This window comes from Aromatoleum aromaticum EbN1 (assembly GCF_000025965.1).
Lineage (GTDB): Bacteria > Pseudomonadota > Gammaproteobacteria > Burkholderiales > Rhodocyclaceae > Aromatoleum > Aromatoleum aromaticum.
Genome location: NC_006823.1, coordinates 39,743 through 52,516 on the forward strand (window position 1 = coordinate 39,743; position 12,774 = coordinate 52,516).

Here is a 12,774-nt window from a genome sequence, read left to right on the forward strand (position 1 = left end):
AGATGCATCAAGCTGAATGTAAAAAGCCCGCCAGCCCCTGAAAACAGAGGCAAAGCGGGCTTTGGGATGGGCGGTGAACGTCTAGGCGTCGACCAGCTCAGTCATGCGAACCCGAACCCCAGGGGTGTTCGAGATCACGCTGTAGTCGAAGTTTTCGACGAAATCCTCAAGGGTCGCATCGCCGATCATCGAGACATCGACCTTGATGCTCAACGTCAGCGTCTGCTCAACGGCCGGCTTCGGGCTCCTGCGGGCACGTGCAAACGAGAGCGCTTCGGGTGAGATCTGTTCGAGCTCCTGCACGCCGAAGTAATCGCAGATCGACTCGCACACAGCAGTTTCGCTGGGGCCACGCCAGTCGAAGTGCGCCAGGCCAACCTCGTCCGTACGCTCCTCTCCGTCGACCATGGCGACTAGCTCGGCGTGATCGAGCAACAGAACATGGTCGGTTGCATCAAACTCCTCCGTACCGACATAGATTGCGTCGTCGCCCTTTCGACCGCCCCATGCCTGTTTTGTGAAGCTGCCGATGATCTTGCGGTTCGTGAACACAGCAACGCACTTACCCTCCGCACTTTCGACCGATACAGTCGCTTCACCTTGAGGATCGACATAGCCAAAGACCATCTCGGCCATGTCCACCGCGGCCTCAAGCGCCACAAACTCGCTGTACAGGCCGCCGTTTTCCATCACAAAAAACATGATCAACTCCTTTTTTCGTATGAGAAAGAACTGCACCAGAGGAATGGCACGTTAAGCATGCGAAAAAAAACCGCTCTGCCTCGAGAGGAACAGAGCGGCTGCGATCCTTAATGGATGGACTGCATCGATGCGGTAGTCACTGACAGGACAGGATTCTCGATACGTCCAGGCCCCTGAGGGGTGGAGTCATGGCTGATGGATGCGAGGAAGGTTCGCGCGGCATCGATAAGAGCCATCAACGCGTTATGCGAGTCCTCGTAGCCATCGGACGGTGGAGCGCACTCGTTGAGCGGATTACCCTGGTCATCTGACCAGTCCCACAACTTCAAATCGGCAACCGAGCAAAGCCACGCCAAGGCGCGATCCTCAACGGTTTCGATGGTATCGATCCCGAAGTGTTGACACACCTCATCAATACGCTGGCGTTCGGTGCAGATTTTGACTGCGGTGTGTTTGAGATAGCCGGCAAACCAAAATTCGGCTCCACTAACCACCAGGGCATCGAGCTCAACCGCTTCCTGATTCTCCGGGTCTTCAATGTCGGCATCGCTTTGTGCTGACTTCTTGAGCCAGGTCGTCCGATAGTCAAAGACTTCGATCTTGTTCGCGTCGGCATCGAGCACCTTGCGCGAGAGTGCAGCAATCCCAGCGGCACTCGCCGCGTCGATCTCAAAGATCGCTTGCTCAGGGATGTCTGCATACTCGCTGTCGGAGCGGACCTCGGTGACAAACTTTAGTGCATGCTGCATGGTGATTCTCCTTACGTGGATGGTTGGTGCTGCACGAAGGAGATGCCGATATGAAGGGCGTAAAAAAACCCGCTTATCAGCGGGTTTTCAGGATCGAACTCGAACGAGTCCTCTGGAAGGCCTGGTTATCCAAGCCCTGCTTCTTTCGCCGCGAAGGCAAGCATCCTCCGATACTTGACCGGCAAGTTTCCAAAAGACACCTGCTGCTCATAATCGGTGAAGTACGTCTTATCGAGCGGCAGCCAGAACATCTTTCGGAAACTGAACTTGGTCGGCTTCTCCAGAGGAAGATCTGAGCAGCTAACCACAAACTCACCCCTTCCGATCCTGTCGATGTGCTGACTCGTGCCATAGACACACAAAACCTCCGTGCGCCCATTACGATCGTCAGTCGCCACGACGAAAACTGGCCTGAACTTTCTGCCTGGACTGCAAACCTCCTCAGTCTCAGGCATCCAAGCCTTTACAACTTCCCCTGGTCTGGGGATTGAGAGCGTGCACATAGCTCAACCTCCCCAGTTCCGGATTTGAAAACTCCTGAATGGATCAGGAAGTCGGTGAGACTTTTGACCTTCTTTCCGGGCGGCAGCTCTTGTAGACCGTAGTCCCCAAGATGCTCCGCAATGGCGCGTCGGATTAGCATCTCGGGCGTGATGCCCAGCTCGGCCGCCCTCGATTCGATGTGCTCCGGCGTCGTCTCGTTGTCCGAGAACGACACTGTGAAGACAGTTGGCATGATCAAACCCTCCTTCGGGTTCAAGCATACTCCGGTGGATCTGATGTGCGAAAAACTTGCCATTTTCTTCTCCTGTCATTGCCCTTCTCCTGCGAGTTGGATCTGCAGGCTAGAGATGCAGTGACATCAATCGGAATCCGATCCAAGTGGCGCCATACGTGAAAACGCCCCTGGCTGTGCAGGGGCGCGTAGAACGGTTCAAGTTAGTGTCGCCACCAACAGAACCACGAGAAAACGTCCTCGATCAGGCTGCCGAAGACGTCAAACCCGCCGAGGCTACGATCAAAAAGATCTCCCCATTCGTCATCGAACATGACAGCCCCTCAGTAGCGCTTGACGTAGTTCACGCGAAACCAGTCGCCACCGTTGATCACCGGGTCCGTTCGATAGACATCCACTACGAAGCCTGCCTTTCGCAGGTCAGACGGCATATTCTGACGCCCCCACCGTTCTGCTTGGCTACGTGTCATGGGTTTCTCAAGCTCGCCACAACCCACCTTCACGATCAATCGCTCCATCACGCAGCCTCCTTCAAGCCATACACCCGCTCGAGTTCATCGACCGCCGCATGAAACGCCACAGCATCGAGTTGCCCCGTGTTGTAGGCGTAGACCAACTCGACGAACCGCTGCCCTTTCAGAAAAAGCGGTTGAAGGGCTAGCTGGTCAAGCACCTGGACGGGCCAACGGTAGCCGTCTCGCACAGCCTCTTCGAGCGCAGCCTCCGCCGTCTTGAAGACCTGATGCCCGTGGAAACCGTTCTCCCGAAAGCTCACCAGGCGGCTTTTCCCACTGCCGTCTGGCTCGGGCAGAATCGCCACAAAGGCCGGCTCCTTCGTTCCTCCTTCAGGTACGTTTGAGAGCTCCAACCCCTCCGCTCCGCCCTTATCCCGCATGAGGCGCTCCACCAGGCTGCGGTTCTGCGCCCTCCTTCTGGCTGCCTGCAACAGCAGCGCAGCGACGCCGCGGTCGCCTTCACGCTTGCACTCCTGCGCAAGGGCAAACTCTTCGCTATCGATCTTCATGATGCTCTCCTGTTTGTTGTTGACCTGCGAAGGGTGAAATGCAGGAAAGCACCATAGAAAAAGGGCCGGTGACGTGAACGTCAGCCGGCCCTTCGTTTAGATCAAGAACGGCACATTCAAACTTTGCGCCAACCGATTCGCCGCTTCCAACGCCCGCGGCTTCGCCCGATCGCCATAGGTGACGTTGCACCACCAGTTCGCCTTACGGACCATCGACTCGCCTTTGCCCGAAAATGCGACTTGAACAACAGATTTTGCCCCTTCGTCCTCTTGCGTTACCGTAACGAGAGCGGGCTCCAGATCTGCGGGTATTCCAAGGCATCCGCGGTCGTAAGTGATCCTTGCAAGCACCGCCACCCTAGCGTGGGCCTCTAGGGCCGAGCAAATCCGGGCTTCAACGGACTCTCGCGTTTCAAAGATGCAAGTCTCGAGAAGGGTCACATAATCAAGCTCGTCAACGACGGGGGCGTACATCACGCTCATCCCATCAGGAACCTGAGTAGCAAAGGCTCCATCGTCATCAGCAAACTCAACGATGCCCTGCGTACATTTGCCATAACCAGATCTCACACGCACACGACCTTCGATCAGATCCTCATACGTCGATTCCCACGCGATCGGCATCCCCTCCCCATAGTCATCTTCATCTATCAGATCAGACGCAGTCAGCTGGACTTTCATGGCTGGGGGGCGACATGAAGTGAACCGCAGTTTGGGAGGTGGCAGCTTATCAAGCCTTGTCACAGAAAATGGCCTCATTCCTATCCTCGGCGCAGGTAGAGCCGAAGTCATTTCAGGGGACAGATCAAGAACATCCATGGCCAGCAGTTCTGCTCCCTTCAGCTTAAAAGTATCGCGAAAAGTTGCGCTGCGCGAAGCTTCCCGGAATAGATCTACAACACCTCGTTTAGCAGCACTCTCAGGACTGAGAGCCCCTTGATGAATGACCTCTCTACACCACATGGTAAAAGCAACACGAAGGGCGTTCCAGGCATAGAAATCCCACTCCTCCGCATCATTTTCTTCCCATGTGGAGGACACAATGTTCACCGCAACGACGGCAGGCAGATCAGCCCGCAAACTCATTAGCCGAACCATTTCACAGCTCCTTTTCTGTAATTTTCAAAGCCGCCCCCTTAAGCGTCTTCGACACACAAACACGCTGCCCCTTCATCGTGAAGGCCACGTATTTCCCCGGGCGCCCCATCACTTCACCCACACGCTCAGGTGCCTTGCTGCTTTTCAAGGAGGAACGGACAAGCCACCTGCCCTCCTGAACCAGCTCAACGAAGACACCAGCCAGAACCTCTTTTCCGACATCCATAGTCGACCTCAATGAAAAACCCGCAGTCTCGAATTGAATCGAAATCTACGGGTTTGGTATCAGTAGAGGATGAAAGCGGCCACGAGGCCGACAATCAACCACCCAAGCACGTCCTGTCCGAGACCAGACATCCTTTGCTTCCTGATCAGGGTGATAGCCCTGAATCTACTCGCCGGCGCCATGCCGATATCGCCAAAGCACAGAGCCCTTTCCAGCCTCGCAAGCCCCTTACGCCTCATCCCTTCAGGACAAATCGAAAGAGCCGCAATCGAGGCAAATACAAGAACACGTGACATATCCTTTCTCCTTGGTTAGAACTGCACTGAGCTATGCCGCCTGAACCTTGAGAAAATCAGGGCACGTACTGGCGCTGCTGAACGACGTCAACGAGCTTGGGTACAACGCCATCCTCATCGAAAACGAAAACGAATCCGGGTAGTGCATATCGCCCACCATGGATCGGACTCGTTCGCAGTGCAGCGCTGGCCAACCTGTTGAGCCAAGGCAAGAAGGACTCTCTCGGCTTCCGAGTCCGCTGCCACGAAGCCTTGTGATAGCGCTCAAGCCTCGAGAGTACCTTCGGCTCGATCAGCACGTCGCTTTGCAACGCCATGCGCCGTTGCATCTCCTGCTCCGCCAGCTCTGCCTTGGTGTGCTTCTCAAGCACCATCCAACGCAGGTACCAATAAGGCAGTTCTGCGTAGTGCCGCCCCTTGAATTTTCCAAAAGTAACGACTGATGACATGACCGATTACCTCCTTGTGGTTGATGTGCAAGGGGGAAATGCGAAGCACGGGCAGGGAAAACGGGCACAAAAAAAACCGCCTCAGAAAATGACTCTCTGAGGCGGCGGTGTTACATCATCACTTCACAGGGGCGTATCGAGCAGAGACGATCTTCTCGATGGCTTCCCGCTCAGCTTCCGGTGATCGCGCCGTAACAGCGGCGTGGAGGGCTCCGTTTAGGCAAGCCAACACCTCTTCCGTTGCACCTCGAGCACTGGCATCCGCAAGCGAACGACCATTCGCCAGCAACATCTTTCCCCAGCGGATGAGGCCGCGGGTCGAGATGGTAGTGGTCATTTCGCCCTGCTTGAAGGCTTCCCGAACGTCCCCAGCCACCTCAACGAGGAGTTGGATGAAAGGACCGGCAAGATGTTTGCACTTCGCGTGCAGGATCTTGCTTTCCTCCATCGGTGACAGGTAGTCCACCGTCCCGACGAGGAAGCGGTCAAGCAGCGCGATGCTCTGCCGCTGGATGCCCCGGTAGTTAGCTGCATCCATGTCGTGCGCCACAGCGTTTGCCGTGAATGCAACCCGAAAATCCTGGTGCGGCTGAACCATTTCACCCGTTTCAGGCACCAAAAGCGGCGCCCCATCCAGGATCGTATTCAAGCCACCGACTACGGCTGGATGAAGGAAGTTGCCTTCATCCAGAAGCAGGATACCCCCTACCTTCATGGCTGCCAGTAGCGGGCCGTCAGCCCACTTCCACTCTTGGCCGCCACCAGGTACGGATGCCATGCGCCAGGCGCCGACAAGTTCCTGAAACTCCATTCGCCCGTGGCAAGCCACACGAAAGAGCGGCCACCCCGTACGAGCCGCGAAGACCTCGACCATCGAAGACTTCCCAGATCCAGTGGGGCCGGTCAACATCAGATTCTTGCTCACCCCGGCCCAGACCCATGCCACTAGCAGACGTGCATGAGCTTCGGTGAAGCTGTGGGACGGGTTGTCTGGGGGCGTAAACGGCCCCGCTGACCTTACAGGAACTGCCCTTTGAGCCGCCTGGGGGTCCTTGAAGGCAGACCCAAAGATGTTGCCAAGCTTCTCGGTTACGGCTGTCGTTTGTGACATTTGAATCTCCTTGTGTTTAGGGCTGCAAGGAGAGATGGCAAGAAGGCGAAGTGAAAACTGAACGTACGCGAAAAAACACCCTCTGCCGAAGCGAGAGGGTGAGGGGGGCAGCACTGAGATTAATCAGTGCAAGCTCCTGGTGATAGGCTCACCAGTGCGACCGCTCCTCATCACTGCAGGAAGCAATGATGCTTGAGGAGCAACAACCGGCTCGATCTTCCGTTGGCTCTTACGGGCCTTGGAAGCGATCGGTTTCTCATGAGCACGCTGAAGCTGCTCAAGAGCGAGAGCAAGCTTCTTGCTCTCTTCTTCCGCGCGTTTTACAACGCGCTCAAGCTCGGCGATACGCCTTTCATCTGCTGAAGGAGCCTCGCGACGATTAGCTGTCGGCTGGCGCTTCTCTTTGTCTCCGTCAAGGTTCCTCCGAAGAGCTTGCTGCAGCTCGCGAAGCTGAGCACGCTTCCTGTCTCGGCGCGACGTCATGAAAAGACGAAGCGACAAGAGCGCGAGGGCACCGATGACTACAAAACTGAGTAATGACACGTCAATCTCCTTGGGTTAGGTCTGCCCTCAGAGATGTGCCTAGCACAGTGATAAAAAAGGGCCCAAGCGATTGCGCTTGAGCCCTTGTGTGATGTCAGCCTACCGCTTTCGCGACAGCACCAAAGACCGCTTGCGAAAGCCGGTCTGCACTCATTGCCCGGTCAAAGGCAACCTCCTCCTCCTTGAGCATCGCCTCGAGAGCATGGCCCATGGACCCGATGAACACCACCGCGATCTGGATTCCGTTCTGGCGGGCAAACCTGCACCCAGCCATCAGAGAATCGTGATCGTTGGGCTCGCCATCGGTGACGACGACCAGAATGCGTTTTTCCTCCTCACGAGCCGTGATGCGGATGAGTGCTTCCTCAACCGCATCGCCCGTGGCCGTGTCACCCGACGAACCATCATCCCACCGGTGCGCCGACAGCGGCTCATCAAACTCCTTCAGCACGCACACGTGATTGGCGAACGCGATCGAGAGGAAAGGGACCTCGTAGGTCGACAGCACGGAAGCGAGCGCAAAGTGCGTCTCATAGGCCGCTTCTTGTGCGGTTGTTTGGCCCGCGGTTGTCCTGGAACTACCGTCGGTCAGCGGCATTGTTGTCCACATCGATCCCGAGTAGTCGACCAGAAGGGCGACGGCAGTATTGGTGCCTTCAGTTTCTTCCTTCTTCCGGAAAACCTTCAAGTCACCACGCGCAAGCCTCTCCGGTGCACTGTGAGAGAGCTTACGCCCCGAGTACCCATCCCACGAGGAATCTTCGACCGTGGACTCGATCAGGCTTCCAAGCCGGGTGCCAAGCTTTGCCTTGAGCTCGTGCCGTTTCAGATAAGCCCTGACCTGACCGTGGTCTTTGATACCGGTGGTACGGGTTGCATGTTGCGACCGAGCACCGGCCCCCATGACCTGGCTGGCCCCCATCTGCTGACGCAACATATCTTCCATGCTGACCGAGCCGACAGACTGTGCAGTGAGTGCTTGACGCATCGCTGCGGCCTGCTCGCCTGCGGAGCCTTCTTCATCCCCCTGCGACGAAAACTCGCCAGTTTCAGCGCCTCCTTCATCTGACACGTCAGACTCAGAACTCCCGTCTTCACTCTGAGATGACTCAGGGGCAGAAGGATCATCTTCGCCCTGATCGTCCGACAAAGCCCCCGACGACGCATCTTCTTCATCCTCACCACCGGAAGCAGCAGACTCAGAAGCATCGCCCTCATCCTCGCCACCGTAACCGGCGGGCTGAGAGGCATCCCCCTCATCTTCATCCTGCCCTGCCTGCGACGATTTCTGCGACTCATCCTCCTCGTCATCTTGCGATGCCTTGGATTGCTGTTGCTGCTTCTGCCGTTGCTGCTCTTCCTGCCTTTCCTTCTCTTCAGCAGAAGTCTCGAGGAGCTCGTAGACCTCCCAAGCCAAGCTAGAAGCCTCGTCCGTGGACGTTATGGCTGCAGACCGGTCGGCAAGCGCGAAAACGTCCTCGACCAGGTCGGTACCAAACACCTCCTCGGCGAGAGTCCGCCACTGGCCAGCCATTTCATCTAAGCAGTGCTGCCTCAGGTGCCTACTGCGAAGCCCCATCACAAGCGCCCTGCACAAGATGTCGGCCGGCTGATACTCCTCGTCTTGCTGTGGAGCCTCAAGGATGCCACGCACTGCGAGACCGCTGGCCGCATCGAAGAGCATTCGAGCCGCCCCGGGGAAGATCCTGGCCAATGCCAACTCGATCCGTATGTCCTCGAACACGTTATCGAGGGCGCGAACAAGGACGTTCCCTTTCGAGCTATCCTTGAACTCGGTAAAGCGGCAGTGCGCCGCCTCATGCGCGACCAGCCCGTACAGAAGGATCATGTCCTCCTCTGAGCCAGTCGTTGCGAGGTTGGGTAGATAGATCACCTTGCCCGTCGTCGCTGCTGTTTTGATGTTGCCGAAGACGACCTGGACGCCGAAGCGACGCCCCAACATGGTTGCGACGAGGCGAAGCGCCTCCTTACGGTTCTGCTTGAGCATTTCAGACTCCTGTAGGTTAAGGCTGCAGGAGCGAGATGCGGTGAGCGTTCTATGAAGGCAACTCGAGACGAGCCGCCAAGTTAATCGCGTCTTCGACAGTCGCAACGATGGCAGTCGTACACGTAGCCAGCATCAGGTTCACAGGAAAGCCAAAGTTTTCGATCACAGCCCCATCCGAGCATGTCAACAACCCATCTTCATTACAAAGATGGGTAGCCGGATCAATTCTCAACATCATTGGTCGGCGATCCTGACATACCCCAATCACAGGGATACCAGAACTCCAGGCAAGACCGCATTCGAAAGCAGTTCCAGAATCCGGCTCGACTGAGCTTCTAAACGGATTCAAGTTAGCGATTAGCAAGTGGGCTTCTCGTATTTTTGCTACATTCTCTCTAAAAATAACCTTCGAATCGCTAATTTCATCGTCACCTGGGAAAAGAGGGTAAATATCTCGCGCCTCGCACATCCTCCTTATGGCGTCTTTCTTACCCTGGTAGCACCCGAAGAACAAATCGGGTCCGGCAAAATAGACTAGCTTGCGCATAGAGCCTCCGGAACACCAACCCAAATCAGTTCGCCATTCTCGTTCCTGGCCAACTCAATAAAGCCAGGCGGCGTTTCCGCGGCGAGTTTAGAAAAGCCTTCATCTGTCAATCCAAATGATGATGCTTTATACCAATTTAACCCGCGCTTCACCTTATAAGGCTGACCTTTTATTGAATTTAGAACGAAGGCCACGGCATTCTCTTTATTCCGATTTTCAAGAACAGCATTACTCACGTCTCCGAATTGACTTAGCTTATCCTTATCCTTCCTCGGTAATTTTTTCAACTGTTTCTCCTTGCGCTCACGTTCCAACTCTTCTTCTTTTTCGACGATCATTACCGCTTTTTCTTCAGCCTGCTTTTCGATGACTTTCGAGAGCTCTTGCATCACATCTTCATCGAGGACATCACCAGATCCAGATTGATCGGCAGCCTCGTCAGGTTCAGAGGGCGTGCCTTCCTCCTCTAGACCATCAAGATCGTGCTCAAAGCTGTCGTTCTGACTGGAACCTCTTTCTCCCGCGATAAAATCATCAAGAGCTGCGCTAACAGCAGCAGAGGTTTGTTCAGCGGATTCTTCCGAAGGGGATGAAGCCCCGTCTGGTTCGACGTTTTCGTGTGCATTGCTTGGCTTTTCTTCAGCCGCGGGCGAAGAAGCCTCCTCAGGCGCTTGCTCTTGTGCGCCGCCGTCATTGACTTGCGATACAGGCGAGTTGTCTTGCGCGATGCTCTCAGTGGGAAGAGGCGCCTCTTCAGTGTGGACCTCAAAAAGCGCAGGGTGGTCAAACAGGCTGGAGAGCCCGGGAAGTATGTGTTTTGGCATGATCACAACAGCACCACGCCACGTTGCCAAATGCTTCCCGTTCGAGGCATTGAAGAACGAAACCGAATAGGTTCTGAGCGGCGGCGTAGGATTTGATGATGAACGCATGTTCGGGTTGGGGTCGAACAAAACTTCCTGGTCAGCAAGCACTTCGAGGAGCGCCCTCTTCAGGTCTTCAGTTGGACTAATGGACAGTTTTTGGCCAAGAAAACGGAGAAGCTCCCGCTCTTTGAAAACAACGATCTCACCTCTTTTCTGGCCTATGGTTTGTGCCTTGTTACTCCCATTGACGCGCCCAGGTTCGGAAGTAAGCTCGTGAAAAGCCGCCCAAAGGCGCGTCATAAATTCCACCGTTTGCTGTCCGGTTTGAACCGACGGAGCTATACCTGACTCGATTTGGCCTGCGGACCGATCTGCCGCAATCAGTAGCTCCATCAAGGCGTGCGTACGGTCGTCATATGCACGCTGCCCCTTATCGAGCGGGAAAGACTGGGGCCGATGGTAGTACCCGACAGCTCCAAGAATTGCCTCCTGGTCGCTTCGTGGGATCTGCCAAAACTCGTCGAGTTTTGTCACCATAAGCGCTGAGACGCTATCGTGCTCGTGAGTTTCTTTAAGGACTTCACCCGTCTTGGGATCGCGCAGGAAGGTTTTTAGCTTCCCAATATCATGAGCGAGCGCGATGATACCTACTAGGGGGTCAGCGGGATCAAAGGTGTAGCTGGTGTCCCGGAGGGCTGTCACCAAGTCACCCTTCGGTGTCTTCAATCCCTCATAGGTCCAAGTAGGCGCGATAACGATCGCTCTTTCGCAGACCAACAGCGAATGTTCCCACAGAGTTTTTCCTCCATGACCTCCGCGAACGTGAGACGCAGGCATCTTCGGGTCAGATAGCAGGATGCGAAGAATCTGCTTTGCGAGACGGTAATGTTCGGGGTGCGCTCTCTTGAGATATGAAAGCCACCGATCAACTGAATCCCTCCCCGTTTTTTGTGGAACGTTCTGCGCCATAGGGATGTGATATGGAGGAATGGGAGGTGCCCCAAGGGAGCAGCTCAAACCACGAACCCTTTTCCCCTTCAAATACTTGCTTAAAAGATATTCGTTAATGATGTAGGCAGAAACGACTATGCCAATGGCGATGAAGATGGCAAGACTGATGGAAGACCCTGCCTCTAGCACGTAGCTAGACAGTTCTTCTGTTCCATTCCATGAGCCATCAAATAGCCCATAGAGCGTTAGGCAAAACCACCAGAATGAAGTCACCAAGGCAACGGACTGGACAAGTTTGTAGCGCATTCCACACAACCCGAAAAATGAAAAAGGGGGCCTAGCCGATAAACCGGCGCCCCCTTGTCTCAAAACCAACCTTTCTCAAAGCGTATCGAAAAGCGCTTGCGCCTCTGCGTCACTCACTTCGGCCACCGGAGACTGCTTCGAACCGCCCCCGGCCAACAAGGCTGCCTTCTGTTGCTCAATCCGGCGAGCTCGCGCTTCCGCGCGTTGGCGCTGGGAGTCCTGAAGCTCTTGGCGCATCTTGACCATCCACTCCGGAGTGACCTTGATTTCATTCTTGGTCGTTACCCCAGGCGCGGTTGTACATTCAATGAAATGGATTTTCCGTACGGGCTCAATGCCCGTTTCAGGATCAATCGGCTCTCCCGTCCTTTTCACGTCGGCCAGTAGCCGGCCAACGATCTCACATGCGGCGCCGCGCATCACGCGCTCATACACAGCCGATGCCAAACGCCCGTAGTAGCGAACCGGGATCAGTTGAGACTCATCCTCTTTTTGTCTGAGCAGAATCTCGCATCGCGCTCGAATTCCCTTTTCAGGGTTCGGGGCCCGGAAGCGTGTCGCAGCGATGATGCCGGCCAGACGGACCATATTGCTCGAGTCAGAAAGCTTGTCGTCCCTGCCGCTAAAGAGCTTGACGCCGTGGTCCTCGAAGTTCGTCGTCGGGGCACCTGCCACTGGAATCTTGTCAAACGCCGAATCGATCGGCATGTCGAGAACGGTTGCCACATCGAAGCCGACTGCGGTCGCAACAACAGTCCGAATCGGCTCCTTCGTCACAGGGTCTTCGCCGATGATCTTACCGGTCAGGTTGCAGATCGCTCGAAGCGGCTTCAGATCGTGAAACTGAGGCGGGATCTCGTCGTACTTTCGCAGAACAAGGTCGAGGTTATGGTTATCCAGGTTGGTCTGCTGGATCTGGAAGTGACGACCATCTCCTGCCTTGCGTCGCAGATACCCAGCGAACCACCCCACATTCAAGAAGCCGTCAGGGTACTGGTACAGGGCTGCGATACGTCTGCGCTCTTGTGAAAGCATGATGATTCCCTATTTCGTGGCATCGGAAGTGTTACATCTAGGATAGATAATAACTCGACGCCACCAGATTGCAAGCAATCCAGGGCATACTCGCAGGAACCAGTTGCAAACTGTGCGTATCTGTGAT

General features: G+C 55.4%; 16 protein-coding genes. 1 reads left to right on the top strand and 15 read right to left on the bottom strand.

What is annotated here, in order from left to right:
* Positions 1–81 precede the first annotated feature (81 nt).
* Together EBN1_RS20735 and EBN1_RS20740 are read right to left on the bottom strand one after the other, a co-directional pair.
* Entirely contained in the window at positions 82–702 is a 621-nt protein-coding gene (locus EBN1_RS20735) for a hypothetical protein (RefSeq protein ID WP_011254873.1), read from the bottom strand.
* A gap of 107 nt (positions 703–809) precedes the next feature.
* The gene (locus EBN1_RS20740; RefSeq protein ID WP_011254872.1) at positions 810–1,451 is read right to left on the bottom strand and encodes a hypothetical protein; all 642 of its coding nucleotides are present in this window, start codon (positions 1,449–1,451) and stop codon (positions 810–812) included.
* Between the two features lie 26 nt (positions 1,452–1,477).
* On the opposite strand from EBN1_RS20740, the gene EBN1_RS20745 reads away from it, so the two are divergent.
* A complete protein-coding gene (locus EBN1_RS20745) occupies positions 1,478–1,747 on the top strand; it encodes a hypothetical protein (protein ID WP_157866763.1) in 270 nt (89 codons plus the stop codon).
* A 167-nt stretch (positions 1,748–1,914) separates the two neighbouring features.
* On the opposite strand, the gene EBN1_RS20750 is transcribed toward EBN1_RS20745, so the two are convergent.
* The 13 genes from EBN1_RS20750 to EBN1_RS20810 form a co-directional block, all read right to left on the bottom strand.
* Positions 1,915–2,187: a hypothetical protein gene (locus EBN1_RS20750; RefSeq protein ID WP_157866764.1), complete on the bottom strand. Its 273-nt coding sequence runs from the start codon at positions 2,185–2,187 to the stop codon at positions 1,915–1,917.
* Between the two features lie 323 nt (positions 2,188–2,510).
* Entirely contained in the window at positions 2,511–2,705 is a 195-nt protein-coding gene (locus tag EBN1_RS20755) for a hypothetical protein (protein ID WP_041647793.1), read from the bottom strand.
* Positions 2,705–3,211, bottom strand: a complete 507-nt coding sequence (locus tag EBN1_RS20760; RefSeq protein ID WP_011254869.1) for a hypothetical protein — start codon at positions 3,209–3,211, stop codon at positions 2,705–2,707. Before EBN1_RS20760 ends, EBN1_RS20755 begins: the two co-directional genes overlap by 1 nt.
* Before the next feature lie 96 nt (positions 3,212–3,307).
* Complete coding sequence (locus tag EBN1_RS20765; protein ID WP_011254868.1) at positions 3,308–4,309, bottom strand: hypothetical protein; 1,002 nt, start codon at positions 4,307–4,309, stop codon at positions 3,308–3,310.
* Between the two features lies 1 nt (position 4,310).
* Complete coding sequence (locus EBN1_RS20770) at positions 4,311–4,535, bottom strand: hypothetical protein (protein WP_011254867.1); 225 nt, start codon at positions 4,533–4,535, stop codon at positions 4,311–4,313.
* Positions 4,536–4,594: 59 nt separating this feature from the next.
* Complete coding sequence (locus EBN1_RS20775; protein ID WP_011254866.1) at positions 4,595–4,831, bottom strand: hypothetical protein; 237 nt, start codon at positions 4,829–4,831, stop codon at positions 4,595–4,597.
* A 56-nt stretch (positions 4,832–4,887) separates the two neighbouring features.
* The gene (locus EBN1_RS20780; RefSeq protein ID WP_011254865.1) at positions 4,888–5,280 is read right to left on the bottom strand and encodes a putative quorum-sensing-regulated virulence factor; all 393 of its coding nucleotides are present in this window, start codon (positions 5,278–5,280) and stop codon (positions 4,888–4,890) included.
* Between the two features lie 118 nt (positions 5,281–5,398).
* Complete coding sequence (locus tag EBN1_RS20785; protein ID WP_011254864.1) at positions 5,399–6,391, bottom strand: ATP-binding protein; 993 nt, start codon at positions 6,389–6,391, stop codon at positions 5,399–5,401.
* Between the two features lie 123 nt (positions 6,392–6,514).
* Positions 6,515–6,934 carry a hypothetical protein gene (locus EBN1_RS20790; RefSeq protein WP_011254863.1) on the bottom strand — a complete coding sequence of 140 codons (420 nt, stop codon included), beginning with the start codon at positions 6,932–6,934 and terminating at the stop codon, positions 6,515–6,517.
* Positions 6,935–7,028: 94 nt separating this feature from the next.
* Positions 7,029–8,942, bottom strand: coding sequence for a VWA domain-containing protein (locus EBN1_RS20795; RefSeq protein WP_011254862.1), 1,914 nt, complete (start codon positions 8,940–8,942; stop codon positions 7,029–7,031).
* Between the two features lie 49 nt (positions 8,943–8,991).
* Positions 8,992–9,489 (bottom strand): nucleoside 2-deoxyribosyltransferase, encoded by a 498-nt coding sequence (locus EBN1_RS20800; RefSeq protein ID WP_011254861.1) that lies wholly within the window; start codon positions 9,487–9,489, stop codon positions 8,992–8,994.
* On the bottom strand, positions 9,477–11,612 hold the full coding sequence (locus tag EBN1_RS20805) for an HD domain-containing protein (RefSeq protein ID WP_157866765.1): 2,136 nt from the start codon (positions 11,610–11,612) through the stop codon (positions 9,477–9,479). The genes EBN1_RS20800 and EBN1_RS20805 overlap by 13 nt, the downstream gene beginning before the upstream one ends.
* 75 nt (positions 11,613–11,687) lie before the next feature.
* Positions 11,688–12,647, bottom strand: coding sequence for a hypothetical protein (locus tag EBN1_RS20810; protein ID WP_011254858.1), 960 nt, complete (start codon positions 12,645–12,647; stop codon positions 11,688–11,690).
* Positions 12,648–12,774: the final 127 nt, after the last annotated feature.

Coding starts and splice junctions, on each gene's coding strand:
- EBN1_RS20735 (WP_011254873.1), bottom strand. CDS start 702: ATGTTTTTTGTGATGGAAAACGGCGGCCTGTACAGCGAGTTTGTGGCG.
- EBN1_RS20740 (WP_011254872.1), bottom strand. CDS start 1,451: ATGCAGCATGCACTAAAGTTTGTCACCGAGGTCCGCTCCGACAGCGAG.
- EBN1_RS20750 (WP_157866764.1), bottom strand. CDS start 2,187: ATGCCAACTGTCTTCACAGTGTCGTTCTCGGACAACGAGACGACGCCG.
- EBN1_RS20755 (WP_041647793.1), bottom strand. CDS start 2,705: ATGGAGCGATTGATCGTGAAGGTGGGTTGTGGCGAGCTTGAGAAACCC.
- EBN1_RS20760 (WP_011254869.1), bottom strand. CDS start 3,211: ATGAAGATCGATAGCGAAGAGTTTGCCCTTGCGCAGGAGTGCAAGCGT.
- EBN1_RS20765 (WP_011254868.1), bottom strand. CDS start 4,309: ATGGTTCGGCTAATGAGTTTGCGGGCTGATCTGCCTGCCGTCGTTGCG.
- EBN1_RS20770 (WP_011254867.1), bottom strand. CDS start 4,535: ATGGATGTCGGAAAAGAGGTTCTGGCTGGTGTCTTCGTTGAGCTGGTT.
- EBN1_RS20775 (WP_011254866.1), bottom strand. CDS start 4,831: ATGTCACGTGTTCTTGTATTTGCCTCGATTGCGGCTCTTTCGATTTGT.
- EBN1_RS20780 (WP_011254865.1), bottom strand. CDS start 5,280: ATGTCATCAGTCGTTACTTTTGGAAAATTCAAGGGGCGGCACTACGCA.
- EBN1_RS20785 (WP_011254864.1), bottom strand. CDS start 6,391: ATGTCACAAACGACAGCCGTAACCGAGAAGCTTGGCAACATCTTTGGG.
- EBN1_RS20795 (WP_011254862.1), bottom strand. CDS start 8,942: ATGCTCAAGCAGAACCGTAAGGAGGCGCTTCGCCTCGTCGCAACCATG.
- EBN1_RS20800 (WP_011254861.1), bottom strand. CDS start 9,489: ATGCGCAAGCTAGTCTATTTTGCCGGACCCGATTTGTTCTTCGGGTGC.
- EBN1_RS20805 (WP_157866765.1), bottom strand. CDS start 11,612: ATGCGCTACAAACTTGTCCAGTCCGTTGCCTTGGTGACTTCATTCTGG.
- EBN1_RS20810 (WP_011254858.1), bottom strand. CDS start 12,647: ATGCTTTCACAAGAGCGCAGACGTATCGCAGCCCTGTACCAGTACCCT.